The organism is Herbiconiux ginsengi, assembly GCF_900107435.1.
Lineage (GTDB): Bacteria > Actinomycetota > Actinomycetes > Actinomycetales > Microbacteriaceae > Herbiconiux > Herbiconiux ginsengi.
The window spans coordinates 392,351-414,938 of the sequence record NZ_FNPZ01000004.1 but is presented as its reverse complement, the minus strand read 5'-3'; the positions used below and the strand labels follow the sequence as shown (position 1 = coordinate 414,938).

The 22,588-nt window shown below is 69.3% G+C and carries 24 protein-coding genes; 19 read left to right on the top strand and 5 right to left on the bottom strand.

What is annotated here, in order from left to right; all coding sequences use genetic code 11:
• From BLW00_RS18305 to BLW00_RS18295, 3 genes are read right to left on the bottom strand one after another with little or no spacing between them, the layout of a single operon-like run.
• Positions 1-738, bottom strand: a complete 738-nt coding sequence (locus BLW00_RS18305; RefSeq protein WP_092556876.1) for an ABC transporter permease — start codon at positions 736-738, stop codon at positions 1-3.
• Entirely contained in the window at positions 735-1,427 is a 693-nt protein-coding gene (locus BLW00_RS18300) for an ABC transporter permease (RefSeq protein WP_092556874.1), read from the bottom strand. The genes BLW00_RS18305 and BLW00_RS18300 overlap by 4 nt, the downstream gene beginning before the upstream one ends.
• On the bottom strand, positions 1,424-2,236 hold the full coding sequence (locus BLW00_RS18295) for an ABC transporter ATP-binding protein (RefSeq protein ID WP_092556872.1): 813 nt from the start codon (positions 2,234-2,236) through the stop codon (positions 1,424-1,426). The genes BLW00_RS18300 and BLW00_RS18295 overlap by 4 nt, the downstream gene beginning before the upstream one ends.
• A 226-nt stretch (positions 2,237-2,462) precedes the next feature.
• Here BLW00_RS18295 and BLW00_RS18290 point away from each other — a divergent pair, with 226 nt between their 5' ends.
• From BLW00_RS18290 to BLW00_RS18235, 12 genes are all read left to right on the top strand, one after another.
• Positions 2,463-2,822: a PadR family transcriptional regulator gene (locus BLW00_RS18290; RefSeq protein ID WP_092556870.1), complete on the top strand. Its 360-nt coding sequence runs from the start codon at positions 2,463-2,465 to the stop codon at positions 2,820-2,822.
• Between the two features lie 2 nt (positions 2,823-2,824).
• The gene (locus BLW00_RS18285) at positions 2,825-3,193 is read left to right on the top strand and encodes a DUF1048 domain-containing protein (RefSeq protein WP_092556868.1); all 369 of its coding nucleotides are present in this window, start codon (positions 2,825-2,827) and stop codon (positions 3,191-3,193) included.
• Complete coding sequence (locus BLW00_RS18280; protein ID WP_092556866.1) at positions 3,190-3,960, top strand: ABC transporter ATP-binding protein; 771 nt, start codon at positions 3,190-3,192, stop codon at positions 3,958-3,960. Before BLW00_RS18285 ends, BLW00_RS18280 begins: the two co-directional genes overlap by 4 nt.
• A 1-nt stretch (position 3,961) precedes the next feature.
• A complete protein-coding gene (locus BLW00_RS18275; protein WP_092556864.1) occupies positions 3,962-4,726 on the top strand; it encodes an ABC transporter permease in 765 nt (254 codons plus the stop codon).
• Between the two features lie 358 nt (positions 4,727-5,084).
• Entirely contained in the window at positions 5,085-5,831 is a 747-nt protein-coding gene (locus BLW00_RS18270; RefSeq protein ID WP_139256791.1) for a cohesin domain-containing protein, read from the top strand.
• Positions 5,828-7,729 carry an amidase family protein gene (locus tag BLW00_RS18265; RefSeq protein WP_092556860.1) on the top strand — a complete coding sequence of 634 codons (1,902 nt, stop codon included), beginning with the start codon at positions 5,828-5,830 and terminating at the stop codon, positions 7,727-7,729. The genes BLW00_RS18270 and BLW00_RS18265 overlap by 4 nt, the downstream gene beginning before the upstream one ends.
• A gap of 134 nt (positions 7,730-7,863) precedes the next feature.
• Positions 7,864-8,505: a response regulator transcription factor gene (locus BLW00_RS18260; RefSeq protein ID WP_092556858.1), complete on the top strand. Its 642-nt coding sequence runs from the start codon at positions 7,864-7,866 to the stop codon at positions 8,503-8,505.
• Positions 8,502-10,796 carry a sensor histidine kinase gene (locus BLW00_RS18255; RefSeq protein ID WP_092556856.1) on the top strand — a complete coding sequence of 765 codons (2,295 nt, stop codon included), beginning with the start codon at positions 8,502-8,504 and terminating at the stop codon, positions 10,794-10,796. The genes BLW00_RS18260 and BLW00_RS18255 overlap by 4 nt, the downstream gene beginning before the upstream one ends.
• Entirely contained in the window at positions 10,793-11,680 is an 888-nt protein-coding gene (locus BLW00_RS18250) for an AraC family transcriptional regulator (protein ID WP_092556854.1), read from the top strand. Before BLW00_RS18255 ends, BLW00_RS18250 begins: the two co-directional genes overlap by 4 nt.
• An 11-nt stretch (positions 11,681-11,691) precedes the next feature.
• On the top strand, positions 11,692-13,515 hold the full coding sequence (locus BLW00_RS18245; protein ID WP_139256790.1) for a hypothetical protein: 1,824 nt from the start codon (positions 11,692-11,694) through the stop codon (positions 13,513-13,515).
• A gap of 130 nt (positions 13,516-13,645) precedes the next feature.
• A complete protein-coding gene (locus BLW00_RS18240) occupies positions 13,646-14,869 on the top strand; it encodes an LCP family protein (protein ID WP_092556850.1) in 1,224 nt (407 codons plus the stop codon).
• Positions 14,870-14,933: 64 nt separating this feature from the next.
• On the top strand, positions 14,934-15,302 hold the full coding sequence (locus tag BLW00_RS18235; RefSeq protein WP_092556848.1) for a hypothetical protein: 369 nt from the start codon (positions 14,934-14,936) through the stop codon (positions 15,300-15,302).
• A 21-nt stretch (positions 15,303-15,323) separates the two neighbouring features.
• Here BLW00_RS18235 and BLW00_RS18230 read toward each other — a convergent pair whose 3' ends face one another.
• Both BLW00_RS18230 and BLW00_RS18225 read right to left on the bottom strand, forming a co-directional pair.
• On the bottom strand, positions 15,324-15,695 hold the full coding sequence (locus BLW00_RS18230) for a fluoride efflux transporter FluC (protein ID WP_092556846.1): 372 nt from the start codon (positions 15,693-15,695) through the stop codon (positions 15,324-15,326).
• Positions 15,696-15,699: 4 nt separating this feature from the next.
• Positions 15,700-16,203, bottom strand: a complete 504-nt coding sequence (locus tag BLW00_RS18225) for a fluoride efflux transporter FluC (protein ID WP_092556844.1) — start codon at positions 16,201-16,203, stop codon at positions 15,700-15,702.
• 226 nt (positions 16,204-16,429) lie between these two features.
• On the opposite strand from BLW00_RS18225, the gene BLW00_RS18220 reads away from it, so the two are divergent.
• The 7 genes from BLW00_RS18220 to BLW00_RS18190 all read left to right on the top strand — a co-directional run bounded on the left by BLW00_RS18220 (position 16,430) and on the right by BLW00_RS18190 (position 22,536).
• Entirely contained in the window at positions 16,430-17,590 is a 1,161-nt protein-coding gene (locus BLW00_RS18220) for a helix-turn-helix domain-containing protein (protein ID WP_175494373.1), read from the top strand.
• Positions 17,591-17,774: 184 nt separating this feature from the next.
• Positions 17,775-18,611, top strand: a complete 837-nt coding sequence (locus BLW00_RS18215) for an alpha/beta fold hydrolase (protein ID WP_092556840.1) — start codon at positions 17,775-17,777, stop codon at positions 18,609-18,611.
• 167 nt (positions 18,612-18,778) lie between these two features.
• Positions 18,779-19,912 (top strand): FAD binding domain-containing protein, encoded by a 1,134-nt coding sequence (locus tag BLW00_RS18210; RefSeq protein WP_217634419.1) that lies wholly within the window; start codon positions 18,779-18,781, stop codon positions 19,910-19,912.
• A 70-nt stretch (positions 19,913-19,982) separates the two neighbouring features.
• A complete protein-coding gene (locus BLW00_RS18205; protein ID WP_092556836.1) occupies positions 19,983-20,576 on the top strand; it encodes a TetR/AcrR family transcriptional regulator in 594 nt (197 codons plus the stop codon).
• Positions 20,577-20,652: 76 nt separating this feature from the next.
• On the top strand, positions 20,653-21,516 hold the full coding sequence (locus BLW00_RS18200) for a helix-turn-helix transcriptional regulator (protein WP_092556834.1): 864 nt from the start codon (positions 20,653-20,655) through the stop codon (positions 21,514-21,516).
• A gap of 58 nt (positions 21,517-21,574) precedes the next feature.
• Entirely contained in the window at positions 21,575-22,240 is a 666-nt protein-coding gene (locus BLW00_RS18195; RefSeq protein ID WP_245741669.1) for a VOC family protein, read from the top strand.
• Positions 22,240-22,536: an MmcQ/YjbR family DNA-binding protein gene (locus tag BLW00_RS18190; protein ID WP_092556833.1), complete on the top strand. Its 297-nt coding sequence runs from the start codon at positions 22,240-22,242 to the stop codon at positions 22,534-22,536. Before BLW00_RS18195 ends, BLW00_RS18190 begins: the two co-directional genes overlap by 1 nt.
• The last annotated feature ends 52 nt before the right edge of the window (positions 22,537-22,588 follow it).

Here is a 22,588-nt window from a genome sequence, read left to right as displayed (position 1 = left end):
TCATTTCCCTTCTTGGGCGGGGACTCCCGCCGCCGCCAGCGGACGGGATGACCGCTGGCGGACGTCTTTCAGTTCTTTGGCGACGACGCCACGTGGTACGACCAACTTCTGCAGCAAGGCGAAGATTCCCTCCAGCACCAGAGCCAGCGCCGTGACGAGGATCGAGGCGCCGAGCGCCTCGGGGTAATTGCGCGTGGCGAAGGCGTCGAAGATGAACACGCCGAGCGCGCCTCCGGAGACGTAGGCGGCGAGGGTCGCGGTAGCCACCACTTGCAGGAGCGACGAGCGGATCCCGCCGATGAGCAGCGGCAGGCCGAGCGGGATCTCGACGCGAGTCACCACCTGCCACTCGGTCATCCCCACCGCACGTGCCGCGTCGATGGTCTTGCGGTCGACAGCCTCGAAGCCCGCATAAGCGCCCGCGAGAATCGGCGGGATGGCGATGATCACGAACGTGAGCAACGGCGCCTTGAAACCGATGCCGAGGCCAAGGCCCAGCAGGATCAGCACTCCGAGGCTCGGCAGCGCCCGGAAACCGCCCGAGAACGACACGGCGAGATCCCGCCCGCGACCCGTGTGACCCACCAGATAGCCGAGCGGCACCGCGATGAGGAGCGCGATGGCGGTGGCCCCGAAGGTGTACGCGAGCTGCTCGAGCAGCCGCACGATCCAGCCCTGACCACCCGAGTAGTTGGCGGGATCGAAGATCCACGCGAAGCCTTCGACGAAGAGATTCACCGGGCGCCCTCCGCGATCAGAACGGCGCGACGGCGCGCCGCTCTGGCGCTCGTGCGATCTTGCCGGATCCACGGCAGCAGCAGGCGGCCGATCAGCACGAGCACGAGGTCGAACACCACGGCGATGAGCAGGGTGGCCACGATCCCGGTGATGACCTCGCCCGGGATGCTCCGCTGCAGCCCGTTGATGAAGAGGTAGCCGAGGCTCGTGACACCGATCACCGAGCCGATCGTGGCGAGGCTCACGGTGCTCGCGGAGACCACGCGCAGGCCCGCGAGCAGAACGGGACCCGAGAGCGGCAGCTCCACCCGCCAAAACCGTTGCCAGCCGGAGTAGCCCATCGCCGACGCGGCCTGCAGAATGTCTTTGTCGACCGACGACAACCCGTCCGCCGCCGAACGCACCATGAGTGCCACGGCGTAGATGGTGAGTGCCACGACGACGTTGAGCGACGAGAGCTGAGGCGTGCCGAGAACCAGCGGCATGAAGATGAACAGCGGCAGCGACGGGATCGTGTAGAGCAGGCCGAGGACCAGCAGGATGACCCCGCGCGAGAGCTTGTAGCGGTTCGCCACCCAGCCGATCGGGATGGAGATCAAGAAGCCGATCAGGATGGGTGGGATGCACAGCGCGATGTGCGCCTGCATCAGCTCCCAGACGAGCCCGTAGTTCGACGCGAGCCACTTCACGACTGGAGCACTCCGGTCGGCGTGCCGTTCTCGTCGACCACCACGTCGCGGCCGTCGACGTTCTGGATGCGCAGCACCCGCTTGCCCTTGTCGGCACCGATGAAGGTGGCCACGAAGTCGTCGGCGGGACGGGCGAGGATCTCGGCCGGCGTGCCGACCTGGGCGATGTGCCCGCCCTTCTGCAGGATGACCACCTGGTGGCCGAGCAGGAACGCCTCGTCGATGTCGTGCGTGACGAACACGACCGTCTTGCCGAGACCCTCCTGCAGCCGGATCGTCTCCTGCTGCAACTCGGCCCGCACGATCGGGTCGACCGCGCCGAACGGCTCGTCCATCAACAGGATGTTCGGATCGGCCGCGAGCCCGCGTGCCACACCCACCCGCTGCTGCTGACCGCCGGAGAGCTGACGAGGGTACTTGTCGGCGAGCGAGCGGTCGAGGCCCACCGTGTCGAGCAGCTCGAGCGCGTGCGCCCGCGCCTCCTTCTTCGGCACGCCGTTCAGCACCGGCACGGTGGCGACGTTGTCGACGACCTTGCGGTGCGGCAGCAGGCCCGAGTTCTGCATCACGTAGCCGATGCGGCGGCGCAGCTTCACCGGCGCCAGCCCGCCGGTGTCTTCGCCGTCGATCAGGATGCTCCCGGAGGTCGGGTCGATCATCCGGTTGATCATGCGCAGCAGTGTCGTCTTGCCGCAGCCGGACGAGCCGACGAGAACCGTGGTCTTGCGCGGCGGGATGACCAGATCGAAGCCCTCGACCGCGACCGTGCCGTCAGGGAACTGCTTCGTCACCGAACGGAACTCGATCATCGCGGCGCCCTATCGTCTGCGGGTCACGGACTGCGACCCATCACCAACCCAAACATCTCCGGAAGCAAACGCAAAGCCCTCCGTCAGAGATCGTCATCTTCGCATCCGCCACCGACATCGGCTCATCGCAACAGAATCTCTTGCTATTCAGTGTTGCTATATACCGGTAGTCGGCGTTACTATCTAGTGGTAGTCAGCATCACTGAGTAGCGAAAGGAGGACCAGCATGGCCAAGCAGATGACCGAGATGCTCAAGGGCACGCTCGAGGGGATCGTTCTCGCGATCCTCGCCGTGCAGCCGGCATACGGCTACGAGATCACCGCACGACTTCGGGAGCAGGGCTTCGCCGACATCGTCGAGGGCACCGTCTACGCCCTCCTGGTGCGCATCGAGCAGCGCGGTTACGTCGACGTCGTGAAGGTTCCGTCGGAGAAGGGGCCACCCCGCAAGGTCTATTCGCTGAACGCCTCGGGCGGCGAGTACCTCGACGAGTTCTGGAGGAGCTGGGAGTTCCTGGCGGAACGGATCGGGAAGCTGCACACCACCACAACCACCGAACAACCGCACGACGAAAGAGAGAACTGATCATGGCCGCGAAGTGGATCGAGACCCTCACGGGTTCACTCGAACAGAAGAAGCAGTACAAGAAGGACAAGAAGCGCATCGATGCCCTTCCGGAGCCGTACCGGGCTTCGGCGAAAGCGATGCATCGGTACCTGATGTACTCCGGGGGCATCACCGACGGCGACAGCCTCGTCGTGATGTTCACCGACCTGGCCGACCTCTGGGAGCGAGCGGCCGTCGACGAGACGCCGTTGCGCGACATCGTCGGCGACGACCCCGTCGAGTTCGCCGAGTCGTTCGCCCAGGCGTATACGAGCAAGCAGTGGATCGACAAGGAGCGTGCCCGCTTCACGCAGGCCATCGAGCACGCGGAAGGAAAGGAGGAGAAATGACCACCGAACCCGCCATCCGGGTGCAGGGCGTCACCAAGTCGTTCAAAGAGGTGCAGGTGCTGCGGGGCGTGGACTTCGACGTCGCCGCGGGCACCATCTTCGCCCTGCTGGGCTCGAACGGGGCCGGCAAGACCACGCTGGTGCGCATCCTGTCGACCCTGCTGAAAGCGGATGCCGGCACCGCCACGGTGAACGGCCACGACGTGGCCGCGAAGACCGCCGAGGTGCGCGAGTCGATCAGCCTCACCGGGCAGTTCGCCGCCGTCGACGAGGTGCTGACCGGCCGGGAGAATCTGATCCTGGTGGCGCGGCTGAGGCACCTGCCGAACCCGGGCGCGATCGCCGACGAACTGCTCGCCCGCTTCTCGCTGACCGACGCGGGCAAGCGCAAGGCCGCCACCTACTCGGGCGGCATGCGCCGCCGGCTCGACATCGCGATGAGCCTGATCGGCGACCCGCCGGTCGTCTTCCTCGACGAGCCCACCACGGGGCTCGACCCGCAAGCGCGCATCGAGGTGTGGCAGACCGTCAAGCAGCTCGCCGGGCAGGGCACCACGGTGCTCCTCACGACGCAGTACCTCGACGAGGCCGAGCAGCTCGCCGACCGCATCGCCATCCTGCACGAGGGCACCATCATCCAGAACGGCACCCTCAGCGAACTCAAGCAGCTGCTCCCGCCGGCCACGGTCGAGTACGTGGAGAAGCAGCCCTCCCTCGAAGACGTCTTCCTCGCCCTCGTGGGCGACTCCTCACGAAAGGACACCTGACATGACCACCCACGTCCTCGGCGACACCGGCGTCCTGACCGGCCGATCGCTCCGGCACATCCTGCGCAGCCCCGACACCATCATCACCACCGCGGTCACCCCGGTGGCGCTGATGCTGCTGTTCGTCTACGTCTTGGGCGGCGCGATCCAGACGGGATCCGACGAGTCGTACGTGAACTACATGCTCCCGGGCATCCTGCTCATCACGATCGCGTCGGGCGTGGCCTACACCTCTTATCGGCTGTTCCTCGATTTGCAGGGCGGCATCTTCGAACGCTTCCAGTCGATGCCGATCGCGCGGTCGAGTGTGCTCTGGGCGCACGTGCTCACCTCGCTGGTGGCGAACATCGTGTCGATCACCATCGTCACCGGTGTCGCGCTGATCCTGGGGTTCCGCACCGGCGCCTCCCTCGGCGCCTGGCTCGCCGTGGCCGGCATACTCATCCTGTTCACCCTCGCGCTGACATGGATCGCCGTGATCGCCGGGCTCTCGGCGAAGTCGGTCGACGGCGCGAGTGCGTTCAGCTATCCGCTCATCTTCCTGCCCTTCATCAGTTCTGCCTTCGTGCCCACCGACTCGATGCCGGGGCCGGTGGCCTGGTTCGCCGAGAACCAGCCCGTGACGTCGATCGTGAACACCATCCGGGCACTCTTCGCCGAGCAGCCGGTGGGCAGCGACATCGGGATCGCGCTGGCCTGGCTCGTCGGCATCCTCGTGGTGGCCTACGGGTTCGCCATCGTGATCTACCGTCGCAAGATCAGCTGACCCCGAGCGGGCGATTGCGGGCCGGACACCCCGGCCCGCAATCGGCCGTTCTGGTGCAGCAGGGCACTCCTCCGGCCCGATACCCCCCTTTGGGGAGCGAAATCGGCGATTTCACGAGTGGAGTGAGAACAATCGGTCCGATTTCGCGATTTCTGTAACGCCGGAGAAACACAGCGGAAACCGTTCGGGTGTCTTCTGCCCGCTAGCGTGAGCCTACCTGAGCCACATCTCGCATCGCCTCTCAGGTCGCTGTGCGGCGCCCGCCTTCTCCTTCGGCCGCCCTGTTCCGGATCAGCGACCCGACCACCGGGGCTCCTTCGGCGCGCCTGAACACGCGCCGGCGCGAGGTGTGAAACCGATGAGAAAGAAGGACCGCGTGCCCCTGCACGACCACACCCCGCACCGGCGGCGATTGCGAACAGCGGTGCTGACCGGCGCCGTCGCCCTCGGCCTGTCCCTGCTCGGCGCGAGCCCTGCCCTCGCCGCCCCGACCACCGCATCGGTGGCACTGACCGCGACCCCCTCGGTCACGGTGGGCGACACCGTCGACGTCGGCATCGGCCTCGTCGGCGCCGCCGACGTCTACGCCTACGAGGTCACCCTCAGCTACGACCCCGCCCTGTTCAGCTACGTCGCCGACAGCGCGACGGCCCCGGCCGGCGGCTACGACACGGTGAAGGAGTCGGCGGGCAGCGTCACGCTCGTGCACTCCCGCCTCGGCACCTCACCCAGCCTCGGCGGCGACGTCGCCGCGTCGCTGCAGCTGACCGCACTGGCCAGCGGAAGCGGATCGGCCGCGCTCAACGCCGCATCCGTCACCCTGGTCGACCCGGCCGGCGAGACCACGACGCTCACGGATGCCGCGACCGCGGCCGTGACCATCGCGCCGCTCGCGAGCGAGACGCCCACGCCCACGCCGTCGCCCACCGCGACGACCACCCCGGGCGGCAACACCGACCCCGCCTCGACCACCACGGCCGGATCGGGCAGCGGATCGCTCGCCGCCACCGGCTTCGGCATCGGTGCGCTGCTCATCGTCGCAGCCGCGGCCGTCGCCGCCGGCGTGCTCGTGCTCCTCCGTCGCCGGACGGCGGGTTCCCGATGAGCATCCGACGAACCAGCGCGCACCAGCCCGACCAGCGCCCCACCAGCCCGCAGAGGACGATCGTGACCCGACGCACCCGCACCCGCACCACCGCCGCAGCCGCGGTGGGCATTCTGGCGACCGTCGCCGCCGGCGCCCTCGCCGCCGCACCGGCCAACGCCGACCCGGTACCCGCGACCACCGCCGCCTTCCTGGCGCCGTACTACACGGCCCTCGACCTCACGGGCGATCAGCAGGTCACGAAAGACGACCTCGCCGTCGTCGGCGACCACCTCGGCGCCACGACCTCGTCGCCCGACTGGGCGAGCGTGGCGACGGCCGATGTGGACGCCGACGGTGTCCTCACCGTGGCCGACCTCGCCGCGGTCTCGGAGCGGATGATCTACGACGACGGCCCGTTCGACCTGATCGAGGCGTCGGCCATCGACATGCAGGCCGCGATGAACGCCGGCGTCACCACCTCGGTGGCCATCACACAGGACTACCTCGACCGCATCGCGGCCTACGACCGCACGGTGGTGGCCCCGGGCGACGGCGCACGCGCCCTCAACTCGATCATCACCACGAGCGACGTCGCGCTGCAGGCGGCGGCCGACGCCGACGCCGAGCGCGCCGCGGACGGCATGACGAGCCCGCTGCTCGGCGTGCCGATCGCGGTGAAGGACAACTACGACACCGCCGACATGCCGACCACCGGCGGATGCGGATGCTGGGACGACAACCAGACCACGACCGACGCGGCCATGATCACGGGACTCCGCGACGAGGGCGCCGTCATCCTGGCCAAGGCCAGCCTCGACGAGTTCGCCTTCGGCTTCGTCTCGGAGTTCTCGGCCTTCCAGCCCGCGGGCACCAGCACCCTGGTGGCGAGCCCCTACGACACCACGAAGACCGCAGGAGGTTCGAGCGGAGGAACCGGCGCGGCGATCTCGGCGAACCTGGCCGGCATCGGCTTCGGCACCGACACGGGTGGGTCGATCCGCGTTCCCTCGTCGTACAACCAGCTCGTCGGCATCCGCCCCACGGTCGGCCTGACCAGCCGTGACGGCATCATCCCGCTCGCGCTCAGTCAGGACACCGGCGGCCCGCTCGCCCGCAGCGTGACGGATGCGGCCGTGGCCCTCGACGCGGTCGTGGGAGTCGACCCCAACGACCCGATCACCGCGGAGCAGGAAGGCAAGGTGCCCGACTCCTACACCTCCTACCTCGACCCGACAGCCCTGCAGGGCGCGCGGATCGGCTACGTCGCGTCGATGATCGGTTCGAACCCGACCACCGTGCGGCTGTGGAACGACGCGAAGGCCACCCTCGAGGCGCAGGGCGCGACCGTGGTGGAGGTCACCCCGCCCGCCGATTTCTCGAAGGTGCTCGGTGAGCCCAGCGGCAGCACCAACGAGTTCAAGCACGACCTGAACGGCTACATCGCGGCGCACCTCGACCCGGATGTCACCGCCCGGTCGCTCCAGGGCATCCTCGACTCCGGTAAGTACGTGCCGTCGCGGCAGGGCACCTACAGCTCGCGCGACAAGATCACCGAGGAGACCTACCAGGCCTGGGCCGGACCGACGGGAAGCCACACCACGGCCATCGCCACCGGCAACGCCCTCGTCACCTCGATGATGGACGAGCAGGACCTGGATGCGCTGGTCTACCCCTCGGCGAACCCCTACGGCACGCAGAGCACCAACCTGCGGCTCAGCCCGAACACCGGGATGCCCGCGGTGACCGTTCCGATGGGACAGTCGATCGAGGCCGACGGCACCACCGCGGGAGCGGGCGTGAACCTGGAGTTCCTGGGTCACGACTACGCCGAGGGCACGCTGATCGGTCTGACCTACTCCTTCGAGCAGGCCACGCACGCACGCACCACACCGGCGGCGTACGGCCCGCTCGGCTGATCCGGAGCCGCACGCACCACTGTGGGCGTCCGTGCCACTGCCGAGAGGCGGTGGCGCGGACGCCCACGGTGGTTTCCGGCACGGTTCGTCGGGCGGGCCCGGGCGGGGTACCCTGATCCCTCCAGGAGGTGAGCATGGCCCGACGCGTCGCGATCGTCGACGACCACGAGGTGGTCTCCCTCGCCCTCTCCGCGCTGATCGCGACGCGCTCCGATCTGGAGTACGCGGGCTCCGCCGACACCGTGCCGAATCTCCTGCGGAGCACCACGACGGCCGATCTGGTGGTGCTCGATCTCAACCTCCGTGACGGCTCGCGTCCTTCCGACAACGTGCACACCCTGCGGGAGTGGGGCGCGGGTGTGCTCGCGCTGACCTCGGGCGAGAACCCCTTCCTCATCCGCGAGGTGTCGCGCTCCGCCTCGCTCGGCATCGTGCGCAAATCGGCGCCGGCCGCGAGCATCCTCGACGCCATCGCACGCGCGGCCGCCGGAGAGCCCGTCATCACCACCGAATGGGCGGCCGCGGTCGATTCCGACCCCGACCTGCGCACCGCCCCGCTCACCGCCCGCGAACGCGAGGTGCTCGCCCTCTACGCCTCCGGCCTCGGTGCGAAATCGGTGGCCGTCGAGCTCGGGATCAGCGAGAACACGGTCGACGACCACATCCGCCGCATCCGCACCGTCTATCGCCGACTCGGCCGGCCGGCCAACAGCAAGGTCGATCTCTACCGGCGCGGCTTGGAAGACGGATTCCTCCCGCTGCCGACGAGCGCGTGACGTCTCCTCCGCACAGGGCACTCCTCGACTCCGAGCTGCGGGCCATCCGGTTGCTCTCGATCGGAGCCGGTGTCGTGTCGATCCTCTCCGTCGTGGCCGATCTGCTGCTGGTGCGCCAGAGCGACGTCGTGCGGCTGCCCCCGTGGTACGAGGGCGCTGTCGTCATCGTGTGCGCCTTCCCGATTCTCGTCGGCGTGCTCGCCCCGCTGAGCCGCACTCGGGCACTCCGTCGACTCAACGGCGCCACCGCGGTGTCGCACGCCCTGCTGCTCGCCGCGCTCTGGCCCGCGCTGAGCTTCTTCCCGGCGCATGCTCCCGGCGGACATCTGCCCTGGATGCTCTCGGTCACCGGCCTCGCCACGATCGCCGCCGTGGCCGCCTGGGGCCAGGTCGGCGCCTGGCTCACGCTGGGCGCCGTCACTCTGCTGCTGTTCGGCTGCCGGCTGGCCCTCCACGACATCACGCCCACCTCGATCGTGAACGACCACCACACCGTCATCACCGCGATGCTGATGCTGTTGATGTGCTCTGCGGTGCTGACCGCAAGCCGACAGCTCGACGCCTCGGTCGCGGCGACGTCTGCCGCGACCGCCCGACGGGCCCACGAGAGCGCACGCCGCACCGCGATGGCGCGCACGCAGGCACTCGTGCACGACGAGATCCTGTCGACGCTGGCGTTCGCCGCACAGAACTCACCCGCGCTGAACCGGGTCGTCTCGCGCCGTGCGGGCCGCGTGCGCGCACTTCTCGGCGATCTCGCCGAGGGCCGCACCGCCGGCAGCACCTCCGCGGCCCGTGAATTCGCCGCCGCGGCGGCTCGCATCACGGCAGAAGCCGACAGCGCCGCGACCTTCTGCTGGCTTCCGGACAGCGCCCCGGCCGCCGAGGCCGCCGCCTTCATCGACCCGGATGCCGCGTCGACCCTGCTCGGCGCGTTGCGGCAGGCGCTCGTGAACAGCGTCGGCCACGCCGGACCCGGTGCGTCGCGCACCGTCACCCTCACGACAGATGCCGACGAGCACTGGCTCCGCCTGACGATCGCCGACGACGGCCGGGGATTCGACACGGAAGCATTGCGAGGCGACCGGATGGGGATCTCGGCGAGCATCCTGGCCCGGCTGGAGGCCCTGCCCGGCGGTACGGCCCGCGTGGTGTCGCGACCGGGCGCAGGAACCCTCGTGGCGCTGGAATGGCGCGGCGATGTCGCCTCCGCGCGCGAGAACGAACGGGAACCGGCGCAGGAACACCACGATCTTGCGTGGTGGGAGGCGAACCACCGCTCGTTCCTCGCCGGGGCGCGGGTCGGGACCGTCCTCTTCCTGCTGGTGCAGGTCGCACCGGCGGTCACCGCAGCCCACCACTCGGTCACCCCCGCGCTCTCCCTGCTCACCCTGGCCGGCGTCTGGCTGGCGGTGCTCGCTCTGGGCTGGCGGAGCATCCGTCGCCCCTCGATGAGCCGCACCACCGCGACGGTCGCGATCGTGTCGGCCACCGCGGCGCTCATGCTCCTGCTGGGCGCACCCGGATCGATCGGCTACCGGGATTCCTGGTATCTCACCGGTTGCACACTCGTGCTTTTCGCTCTCGCCCTGCGGGGACGGGTGTTCCCGGCCCTCGCCGGGCTGGGCGTCCTCACGATCATTACCGCGGTCGGTGCCACCGGTGGGCTCTACGCGAGCACCGATCTCGCGGTCTCGATCGCCCGGCCGATCGGCATCGTGGCGATCGGCGGCGCCTTCGCCGTGGCGATCGCGCTGTTGCGGGTGAAGACCCGCAACCTGCAGGCCGAGTCGTTGCAGATCGTGCGGCACGAGGCGTACGAATCGGCCACACGTTTCGAGTTGCGCGACGGCGCCCGGGAGCTCGAAGCGCAGCTCGGCCCTCTGCTCGTCCGCCTCGAAGAACTCGACGGTCCGGGCGCCACCCTCAGCTCCGCGGAGGCCGCCGAGTGCGCCGCGCTGGAAGGCATGCTGCGCGACCGGTACCGCGGGGGGCGCCTCTCCGCCGAGCCCCTGACGGCGGCGGCGATGTCGGCGCGGCGGCGCGGGATCGACGTGATGCTGCTCGACGACGCCGTGGGAGAGCCTGTGGCGGCGGCCGACCTGGAGAAGGTGGTCGAGTGGATGGCCGAACAGCTCGACCGGGCGCCGGACGGCGGAACCGTGATCGCCCGCCTCCTGCCCGTCGACCGCGACAGCATCGCCAGCGTGGTGTGCGACGGATCGGCCACCCTTTTCCGTGGCCGGAAGGCCCGCACCGACGCACCCGCGGTTCCTAGATTCGAGGTATGAGTCGCGGCACCGATCCGGTCGAGGCGACACCCGGGGGTCCGGGGCCGCAGGTGCTTCCCGGCGCCGCAGGATTCGCGTGTCTGACCCTGCCGGTGCACGGCGGCCCGGTGCGGTCGAGCCCGCCCGCCACCGGGGAGCCGATCAGTCTCGTGCTCCCGATCGACGTGCCGGTGCTGCTGCACTCCGGCGACCGTGCCGGGTTCGCCGATCTCGGGGCGCGTCCCGGTGAAGCGATCGTGCTCGTGGGGCCCGGCAGCTTCTCCGCGGCCGCAGCGACCCCGAGCGGTGGGCGCCTGCTGGTGGTCTCGGCTCCGCGCGCGCCGATCGAAGCGCTCACCGGCACGCCGTGCAGCAACCGACACCTGGCGGGCACGGTCGTGCTGCGCGCGACCGTGAGGTTCCTCCTCGACGTGACCGAGGGAACGAGCGCCGGCGAGCGCCCCTCGATGCCGGCGCTCGAGCGGCTGCTGCGTGAGATGATCGTGGCGGTGCTGATCGACGCACAGGGCACGGTGCCGGCCGAGGCGCATTGGGTCGGTCTGTTCGATCGAGCTGCCGAGCACATCGCCGGGCACCGCACCGACCAAGGGCTCGGCACCGAATCGCTCGCCCGTGCCCTGAACGTCTCGGCGCGCCAGCTGCAACGCGTGTTCGCCGCCGCCGGCTCGACGCCGCAGCGCGAGATCCGCCGGCACCGGGCCGCGCTGGCGGTGTCGCTCCTCGGCGACCCCGCCTTCGCCGCGCTCTCGATCGACCAGATCGCGCACCAGTGCGGATTCCGCAACGCCGCCGACATGCGCCGGGCGCTCGCCGGCCACGACCTGCCGTCGCCGCGAGAGCTGCGCGCCGGCTCCACGCCCGGCGGTGCCGGAGTGCCCGCGTAGCATGGACGGCGGTGCTATTCGGCAGACGACGTGAGACAGCAACGGCCCGCCGCACTCGCGGCGGATCGCTCGGCGCGACGCGTGCCGCCGGTGCGGCGGTCGTGGCGGTGACAGCGCTGCTCGTCTCGTCATGCGTCGGTGGGGGCCCTCAGGATGCGCCGCCCGGAACCGTGCGCACGTCGGTTCCCGCTGCCGCCACGACCGTTCTCGGCGATGCGGATGCCGCCGCCCTCGCGCTCTCGGCGAGCGCTGCCCTGTTCGAGGAGTCGCCGCTCGTCGTGATCGCCCCGGCCGAGGACCCGCGGGCCCAGCTCCTCGCGGCTGCGGCGAGCGTGTCCCTCGGTGTGCCGTTGCTGCTCTCCGACGAGTCCGCCGTTGCCTCGCCGGAGCCGGCATCCGCTCCCGCGGCGAGCGCCGCCTCACGCGGGCTCGCTGCCGAGCTCACCCGGCTCCGCACGACGCGCGCGCTCCTCGTCGGCGACACCCGCTATTCGCCGCCCGACGACCTGACGGTGGTCACCGCGGAAGCCACGGTGGAGTCCGTCGAGTCGGCGACCGGGCTGCGCCTGGACGCGTCAGTCGCCCCGGGCACGGAGTCACGCAGCGGCGCGAGCACCGACACTCCTCGACCCGAGGGGCCCGATGCCGACCGGGGCGCCGACGCGGTGGACACCGGCGGCGGCGACCCGGTCTCCGTCGTGGCCGCCCTGCCGACCGGGGCCGAGCGCGACCCCCACGCCGGGGAAGACCGGGGCACGTCCCCCGTCGGTCCGCCGCCCGCACGCGCGGCCGCCCTCCGCACCACCCTCGCTCTGGTCGACGACGACCCCCGCTCGGTCGCGGCGGTCGCGACGATCCGGGCCGCCCGCGCCGGCATCCAGGTGATCTCCGACCCTCCCGCCGATCTCCTCGACGACCCGGCGATCATCGATCGCGTACACGACAGCGGCACCGCGGCCGGGAACGTGCTGCTCGTCGGTCACGGCTTCGCCGGGCAGCCCGCCCCGGACTGGTCGGTGCGCGTCGCCCGCACGGCGGCGCAACTCCCGGGCGGCGGCCTGCGCCTGTTCGGCAGCCACCGCTTCGTGGCGCTCTACGGAACGCCCGGCGCGGCGGTGCTCGGCGTGCTCGGCGAGCAAGACGTCGCCGGCACCATCGCGCGCGCGGAACAGGTGGCTGCGCCCTACGACCACCTGTCCGACGTGCCGGTCATCCCGACCCTCGAGATCATCGCCACGGTCGCAGCCGGCGACGCCGGCGCCGACGGCGACTACTCGAACGAACGCGACGTCGCTACCCTCGAGCCCTACGTCATCGCCGCGGAGGCCGCCGGGATGTCGGTGGTGCTCGACCTGCAGCCCGGCCGCACCGACTTCCTCACCCAGGCGAAGCTCTACCGGTCGTTGCTCGAGCACCCCAACGTGGGTCTGGCGCTCGACCCGGAGTGGCGGCTCGGCGCCGACCAGGTTCCGCTCGAGCAGATCGGCAGCGTGCCTGCCGCCGAGGTGAACGCGGTCGCCGACTGGCTCGCCGACCTGGTGAACGCCCGCTCCCTGCCGCCGAAGATGCTGGTGCTGCACCAGTTCCGATCCTCGATGATCGGCGACCGCGCCTCGCTCGACCTGTCGCATCCGGAGCTCGAATTCCTCCTCCACGTCGACGGCCAGGGCGCGCAGCCCGACAAGCAGAACACCTGGAACGCCCTGCACGAAGGCGCCCCGGCCGGTGTCGCCTGGGGCTGGAAGAACTTCTACGACGAAGACGCGCCGATGCTCACGCCGGAGCAGACGATGGCGACGGTCGTGCCCGTGCCCGACTTCATCTCCTATCAGTAGGCCGACGATTCTGGGAAAGACCCGAACGGGCGTGCGCGATTCGCGGGATAGTCGCTAGCCTCGACGAGACCCGGATCGGCGCATCCGGGCCACTCGGGGGCTGCGAGTGGGAACGAGCGGAGGGGGCCGGATGAACCAGATGCGACACGGGCGGCAGAAGACGCCGTCGGCGATCGGATCTGTGCTGCGGTTCCTCGGCGTGGCCCTGGCCGTCGTGGCGATCAGCTCGGTCGCCGTGGTCGCGTATGCAGTGACCAACATCACCACGACCATCAGCGACAACGCCGTCGACATCGGCGGCGCGACACCGCCCCCGCCGCCACCCTTCCTCGGCGCCTTCGACGGCGGCTTCAACATGCTGATCGTCGGCACCGACAACGACGCGAACCAGGGCGAGGACTACGGCGAGCGGGATGCGACGCTGAATGATGTCAACATCCTCCTGCACGTCTCGGCGAACCATCAGGACGCCGTTGTGGTGAGCTTCCCGCGCGACCTCGTGATCGCGCATCCGGAGTGCCACGACCCGAAGACCGACGAGTACTTCGACGCGATGAGCGCCCAGCCGCTGAACGAAGCCTTCAGCCGCGGCGGCCTCGGCTGCGTGGTCGACACGATCACCAACCTCACGACGGTGCCCATCCAGTACGCCGCCGCCACCTCGTTCAACGGCGTGATCGAGATGACGAACGCGGTCGGCGGAGTCGAGGTGTGCCTCGTCGATCCGATCTCCGACCCCGACTCCGGGCTCGACCTCCCCGCGGGCCTCAGCACGGTGGAAGGGCAGACGGCTCTCGCCTTCTTGCGCAACCGGCACGGCGTCGGCGACGGCAGCGACCTGTCGCGCATCGGCTCGCAGCAGCAGTACCTTTCTTCGCTGCTGCGCAAGATCCGCTCCGACAGCACCCTCTCCGACCCCACGAAGCTCTACGGGCTCGCCACCGCCGCGTCGCAGAACATCATCCCCTCCACGTCCCTCCAAGGCATCGACTCGATGGTGTCGCTGGCGCTCACGCTGAAAGACGTCGACCTCGGCAAGATCGTGTTCGTGCAGTATCCGGTGTCGGCCTACGTCGAAGACCCGAACAAGGTGCAGCCGGTCTACTCGCTCGCCGAGGAGCTCTTCTCGCGCGTGCTCGCCGACCAGCCGTTCACGCTGCCGGCCGACTCCACGGCGCCGGGCTCCACGATCGCGGGCGGCGACACCCCGCCCACCGAAGCCCCGCCCGCCACCGACGGGGCTCCCCCGGCGACGGATGCGCCCACCGACATCGCCGAGACCCCCGACGTCATCGAGGGCCTCAAGGGGCAGACCGCGGCCGAGCAGACCTGCTCCAGCGCCTTCTCGGGCTGACCCGTCGAGAGATCTCCCCTCGCAGACATTGCCGCGACCACCCGGATGGGTGGAAAGTGGACGCGTGACCGAGCACACGACTTCCGCCCACGAGGTGACGTCGCGCGCGGTGGAGATCCAGCGCATCATGCGCACCGGGACGATCTGGACCGCCGCGGGCTCGATCGCGCCGGCCCTCTGGCTCGGTCCGCTGCTCGCCTCGGGCTGGCGGCCGACCTCACTCCCCCTCCTCGGGGCGACGGCGTGGTGGGTCGGCGTGCTGGCGGCCGCGATCGGGCTGGCGCTGCTCGTCTGGGCGGGCTGCCCGGTCTTGGCCTTCGGGCTCGACGAGGCCTACGCGCAGAAGGTGCTGAGCATCCGGCTCGGCATCGTGCTGAACCTCAGCGGAATGGCGCTCGCCGGCCTCGCGGTGCTGCTCTCCCCCGGGGGCTGAGCAGCCGAGGGAGAGCGCGGATCACAACGAGTAGCCGAGACCGGCGGCGGCGATCGAGAGAAGACCTGTCACTCCCGCGTTCAGCGCCGCCTGCCCCCACAGTCGGCCGCGCACGAGGTCGGCGGTGTCGACGCTGGCGGTGCTGAAGGTGGTGAAACCGCCGAGGAATCCGGTGCCGACGATGGCCAGCCAGGTCGGAGCGAGCGAGGTCGCCGCGGCGCTCATGACCAGGCCGAGGAAAAACGATCCCGTCACGTTGAGGACTGCCGTTCCGATCGGGAACTTCCACCGTGACCAGTGCTGGACGGCGCCTCCGACGACCAATCGTGCGACGGCGCCCAAGCCGCCCGCGACGGCGATCGCGAACACGGTCAGACCGGTGACGGACGTCATCGGGTCACCGCGCTTCGGAGCCGGCGACGGCTCGCCGGTGTCGATCGATGTACTCCACGAGCTGCCGCCCGAGGAGCGCCGCGACGACGCCGAGCAGGATGCTTCCCGCTGCGTAGAGGGCCGCGTCGCCGACCGACCCCCGCGAGGCGGCCGCGGCGGTCGCGACAGCGAACGACCCGTAGGTCGTGAACCCGCCCATGAAGCCGGTGCCGACCAGCAATCGGATCCGGCGCTGGAACGCCGCGCTCCGTTTCCGCTCCTGCAGGGCCGTGTAGACCACAGCCAACGAGAAGGATCCGACGATGTTGATGATGAACGTCGTGGCGACGAGATGCTCGGCGGGCGTGGCGAGATCGAGGGACTCACGAGCCACGGTCCCCACCGCACCTCCGAGAAAGACCATCAGAACCGCCGACCACGACCGGTAGTCAGGCGTCGATCCGGGCCGGGCCGGCGCCATCGTGCCGACCGGAGCATTCGGGACTCGCCCCTCGGCCTTGGTCGACATGGTGGTGCATCCTTCGCTCGCTTTCGTCGTGAACAGACGCTAGTTCTGCCCCCGACCGGCCGACAGCGACGATTGACGACACCACGTCCGACGATGATCGAACACCCCGCTCACCGCCCTGTGGGGTGTTGGACGGATGTCGCAACCCCCTGCACCCTCAGGAGGTTGCGGAGGTGTGCCTGACAGGGACACGTTCGATCGGCACACCCGCTCTACCGTGGGAGATATGGACATCCAGGACATCGTCGATGAACTCGCCCTGTCTCTCGATCGATCGGTGCTCGTCAACGACCTGAATCACCGCCCCATCGCCGCCAGCGCCCAAGGTGACGTCATCGACGCCGTCCGAGCCGACAGCCTGCTGCAGCGGCGCACGACCCCCGAAGGTCGCGCGCTCGTCGAGCGCCTGCAGATCATGCACGCACGGCAGCCGGTCGCGGTCGACATGAGCGAACTCGATGCCTTGGACCGTCTGGCCATTCCGATCCGGGACCAAGCCGGACCACTGTGCATCCTGTGGTTGATCACCGGCTCCCTTCCGCCGTTGACCACCACCCACTACGCAGCGATCGACGCTGCGGTCTTCCTCCTCCGCGAGGCCGTCTCCCGACGGCTGCCGCCGGACGACAGCTCCGCACGGACGGCGGTCTTCAGCCGGCTCCTCTCGGCCGACGGGGCGGTGGCCCGCCGGGCGTTCAACGATGCCGTCACCAACCTGTGGGTGGAGCGCGGCGCCGGCACCCTCGTGCTCGCGGTCGCGCTGGACCCCACGTCCTCCCCCATCGAGCGGGTGGCGTTCGCCCGGCAACTGGATGCCCGGCGCACCCAGGGAATCTTCTACCTCGGCGAACGCGAGGCCACCGAGCTCTTCGCCGTGCGGGCCCTCGACGCGGCACCCGTGGTGGAGCAGATCCAGTCGGAAGCAGCGAGCCGTTCGCTCACCGTCCGGGCCATCGGCACCGCGCGGCACGACCGCCGCCACGACGATCTCCGCACCGCCGTCGACCAGTCGGTCGCCGCAGCCGAGACGCTGCAGCGTCTCCCCCGCTCCCAGCGCATCGCCGACATCAGCGAGTTGGGCAGCTGGCTGATGCTGTCATCCATCCCGGCGGACCGGTCGCAGATGGCGCTGTTCTCCCCGGCTGCGCACGCGCTGTGCGTCGAGGGCGACGAGCTGCAACGCACCACCGTCGAGGCCTATCTCGACGTGGGATCCCAGGTGAAAGAGGCCTGCGAGAAGCTCCACATCCATCGCACGACGCTCTACTACCGGCTCGAGAACATGCCGCCGATCGTGAGGGATTCCCTGAGCGACGGCTTCGCCCGAAGCACGCTGCATCTGTGTTTGAAGCTCATGCGGCTCTGGGAGACGAGAGGGCTGGTGTGATCGGCCGCCCGGCTTCACGACGCGTGCATCCCGACGTAGGAATGAGAGTCGGCGAATGTCGGAACCGCCGGGTGCGACCCGAATCTAGATTTGAATCACTCCTCACCTCATCGAGGAGCGCGAATACCGATCGTCGTCCGGGCGCAGATGAGGCTCGGATCGACACGAACCTGGAGGGTTGATCATGCCGTTTGTGACCACGGATGATGGCGCAGAGATCTATTACAAGGACTGGGGTAGCCCCGACGCCCAGCCGATCATGTTTCATCATGGTTGGCCGTTGTCGTCGGATGACTGGGATGCGCAGATGTTGTTCTTCCTGGGTCATGGTTACCGGGTGATCGCGAGTGACCGGCGGGGTCATGGGCGGTCGTCGCAGATCGGGACCGGTCATGACATGGACCACTACGCCAGCGACGCGTCCGCGGTGGTCGAGCACCTCGATCTGCGTAACGCCATCCATATCGGGCACTCGACCGGTGGCGGTCAGGTGGCCCGGTATGTGGCCCGGTACGGGGAGCCGCAGGGGCGGGTGGCGAAGGCGGTGCTGGTGTCGTCGGTGCCGCCGTTGATGGTGCAGACGGACGCGAACCCGGAGGGCACCCCGGTGTCGGTGTTCGACGGGTTCCGGAGTGCGTTGGCCGCGAACCGGGCGGAGTTCTTCCAGGCTGTCGCTGCGGGCCCGTTCTATGGCTTCAACCGTGAGGGAGTCACCGTGTCGGAGCCGGTGGTCGCGAATTGGTGGCGGCAGGGCATGATGGGCAGCGCGTTGGCGCATTACGAGGGCATCAAGGCGTTCTCCGAGACTGACCAGACCGAGGATCTGAAAGCGATCTCGGTTCCGGTTCTGGTGACCCAGGGTGATGACGACCAGGTCGTGCCCTACAAGGACGCGTCGCTGAAGCAGCACGAGCTGCTCAGTAACTCGACGCTGAAGATCTATGAGGGTTACCCGCACGGCATGCTGACCACCCATGCCGACGTCATCAACCCCGACCTCCTCGCCTTCATCCAGCAATAACCCCAGCAGCGAAGGCGGCAGGCGCATCCAGAATCCTCCCGGGTGCGCCTGCCGCGGGGTCGGCGGGGCCTCCGACGAGCGTCGCGCCTTGTTCCGACTTCCGTCGGACCGCCGAGTGTGGCGCGACGGCTAGCGTGTGGGCATGCAAAATGACAGGGGTCAGAGAAGTGCCTGACCGACTCGACGTCGCGGTGGTCGGCGGGTCCATCGGCGGGCTGTTCGTGGCCGGGCTGCTCGACCGGGCGGGGCACCGGGTCACGGTGTTCGAGCGCTCCGTTCACGGTCTGTCCCGCCGCGGAGCCGGTCTCGTCGCTCAGCGAGAGCTGTTCGAATTGCTCCATCTCGTGGGTCGGGATGACGCGGCAGGGGTGGGCGTCGTCGCCCACGAGCGGATCACGCTGGCGCGCGACGACCGAATCGTCCACCGCGATCCCTCACCCCAGACGCAACTGTCCTGGGACTACCTCTACGAAGTACTGCGCTCTCTTCTGCCTCCGGAAAGGTACCGGCTGTCGACTCCGATTCAGGCCGTCGTTTCGAACGAGCACGACGCCACCGTGCGATTCCCCGACGGACGCCACGAACGATTCGACCTCGTGATCGGCGCCGACGGCCTCAACTCGGTGACCCGCGTCGCCGTGAACCCCGAACAGCACACCAACTCCTACGCCGGCTACGTCACCTGGCGCGGGCTCATACCGGAAGGGCGGCTCTCGGGAGCTGCCGCCAGCACGCTGCTCGAGCGGTTCGCCTTCTTCAACGGCCCGGATGCACACATGCTCGGATACCTCGTGCCCGGCCCAGCGGGAGAGGTGCGGCCAGGCAGTCGACGCTACAACTGGGTCTGGTACCGGCCGATGACCGCCCGTCAACTCACCGCCCTGATGACACGATCGGGCCGCAGCCCGGCGAGCGCGTCGCTGGCTCCCGGACAGCTGCCCCGGGCGCTCCGCGACGATCTGGTCGCGGACGGCCTCGACGAGCTCCCGCCGTCGTTCGCTGCAGCCGTCGAGGCCGAACCGCGGCCGTTCCTGCAGGCCATCTACGACTACGTCCCCCGCCGGATGGTCAAGGGCCGAGTCGCGCTCCTCGGCGATGCCGCCGTGATGGTGCGCCCCCACACCGCGATGGGAGCCGCCAAAGCGGCAGGCGACGCGATGGCCCTGGCCGGCCTGCTGAGCGCTCTGCCGCTCTCCGAGGCGCTTGCCCGGTATGACGACGAGCGCCTTCCCGTCGGCCGGGCGATCTCGGAGTACGGCGTGCGCCTCGCAGGATCGCTGCCCTTTGCTCACGACCGGTGAGAGCGCTCGCACGCCCTCGGCCCCGTCGGCCGCAGCATCGCCGGGCTGCCGGGAGGAGTAACGTGAACTGATGCCGCGAACACGTGCGTATGACGAGGAAGCCCTACTCGATGCTGCGATCGAGTTGTTCTGGGTGCACGGATATCGCGCTGCATCGCTCACCGAGCTCACTGCGGAGACGGGCGTCACGAACGGCAGCCTCTACCAGGCCTACGGCAGCAAGTGGGTCTTGTTCCTCGCCGCCTACCGACGCTACTGCGCGCGACGGGTCGCGTTGGTCGCCGGCGTCTTCGACGCAGAACGCACCGGTGTCGAGGAGACGGTCGCCGCCTACTTCGACGCCATCGTCGATGACTGCCTCTCCCACACCGACCATCGGGGCTGCCTGATGCTCAACACCATCTCCGAGCTCGGCGCCGACGACGACATCGCGCAGATCAGCGGAGCGACCATCGACGCGATGGAAGCGGCCGTCGCGCGCGCCCTCGGGGATGTGGTCCCGGCCACGACCTCGAAGCACGACATCGACGTCTCCGCCGCACACGCCGTCGCCCTCTCCCAGGCTCTGATCCAGCTCTCGCGGATCGGGCGGGATCCCCGAGAGCTGCGACTGATCGGGCGGCAAGCCGCCGCATCGACGCAACGCACACTGCTCGACGCCTGAACGGAGACCGCCCGCCGGTTCTAGAGACATGGCTCTAGAATGTTCGGTGGGGTAATCCGAACAGAGGAGACGTGCGATGTCAGCGGAGCTGCTTGCGCTGGGAAAGTTCCTGCGTGCGCGCCGGAATGTGTGCCAGCCCGAAGACGCGGGCCTCTTTCGGGAACCCGGTCGACGTGTTCCCGGCCTTCGACGCGATGAAGTCGCACGCCTCGCGGGAATCAGCGAGCAGTACTACCTGCGTCTGGAGCAGGGTCGCAACATCCGGCCGTCCGACCAGGTGCTGAATGCTCTCGCGCGGGCACTCGGCTTCGACGCCGACACCCGTCAGTACATGTTCCGCGTGGCGAGCGGAGACCTCCCCAATCCGGCACCTCCGGCCACCGAATCGGCCGACCGCATCGCGCGCGTCCTGAGCCAATGGACACACACGCCCGCGTACGTCTCCGACAGTAACCGCGACATCGTCGCATCCAATCCGATGGCGACGAACTTCGGCCATGGCGGGCTCGCGGCCGGATCGAATGTCGTCGTCGATCTCTTCAACGATCGAATGAAGAAGACCCTGCTCGAATGGGAGCCGATGGTCCGATCCACCGTCGCCGGACTTCGCCGCGATGCCAACCCGTTCGCCCCGCGTCTGAAGGAACTCGTCGAGGAGCTGTCCGCCGACGCCGACTTCGTGCGCATCTGGAACCGCTACGACGTATCGGGGCGGGAAGACGCCCACATTCACATGGTCATCGAGAACGTCGGCACGATCGAGATCGAGGTGCAGAACTTCGCCATGCGAAGCATGCCCGGGTATCTCCTCACCGTTCTGGCCGCACCGCCGCAGAGTGTGACAGCGGTGATCTTCGCCAGCCTGGCCGCCTCTCTCACCGCACCGACGGGCGAGAACCCGACCCAGGGCGAGCGGGTGATCTCAGAGGGAGCCGCTTGAGGCGATCGCTTTCACCAGATCGATATCCCCGGGGAGGGAGAGCGTCTACCCTCGACGTATGGAGCAGTCGATGAACGACCGCATCTCGCCGCGCGAGTTCCACGCCTCCGAGGGCGTCTCCGATTGGCGGGTCGTCTTCGACGGCGCCCGGGCGCACTTCTCGTCGGGCTCGTTCGAGAAGGGCGCCGCCCTCGTCTTCGCCATCGCCGAACTGGCTGATGCGGCGGGTCACCATCCCGACGTCGAGCTGCGATACTCCTCCGTCACGGTGCGGCTGATCAGTCACGACGTCGGCGACATCAGCCGGCGCGATCTCGCACTGGCCCAGCGCATCTCCGAGGCGGCCGACGAGCTCGGCATCGCCGCCGATCCCTCGCGCGTGCAGGTGGTGCAGATCGCGGTCGACGCTCTCGACATCCCGCGTGTGCTGCCGTTCTGGGAGGCCGTGCTCGGCTACCGGCAGGACGGCGACGAGGATGTCGTCGACCCCCTCGGGCACGGCCCGAACGTCTGGTTCCAGCAGATGGACGCACCCCGCCCGCAGCGCAACCGCATCCACATCGACGTCTCGGTGCCGCGCGACGAGGCCGAGCGGCGCGTCGCCGCAGCGGTCGCGGCCGGCGGGCGCATCGTGAACGACGCCTTCGCCCCCGGGTACTGGACCCTGGCCGACCCCGAGAGCAACGAGGTCGACGTGGCCCCGTGGCGCGACGACAGCGACTGATGGATCTCGTCGACGGCGCCGCACTGGCACTCGATCTTCCCGGGGTGATCGAGGCGCCGCACTTCGACCGTCGGGCCTTCAGGGTCACGCGCATCTTCGCCACTCTCCCGCCCGACGGGCTCACGATGAACGCGGCCCTGGCTCCCGAGGAGCAGGCGATGTTCTGCCGCAACAGCGCGGCCTTCGCGCCCGTGAACGGCGGCTGGGGCCGACAGGGGTGGACCGTGATCGACCTCGCCGCCGCCTCACGCGACGAGGTCGCCGCGGCGCTCGAACTGGCGCACGCACGGGCCTGAGTCCGAGGCCTCCCGATCGTGTGCGGGCGCGTCCTCCGCCCGATGTCGGATG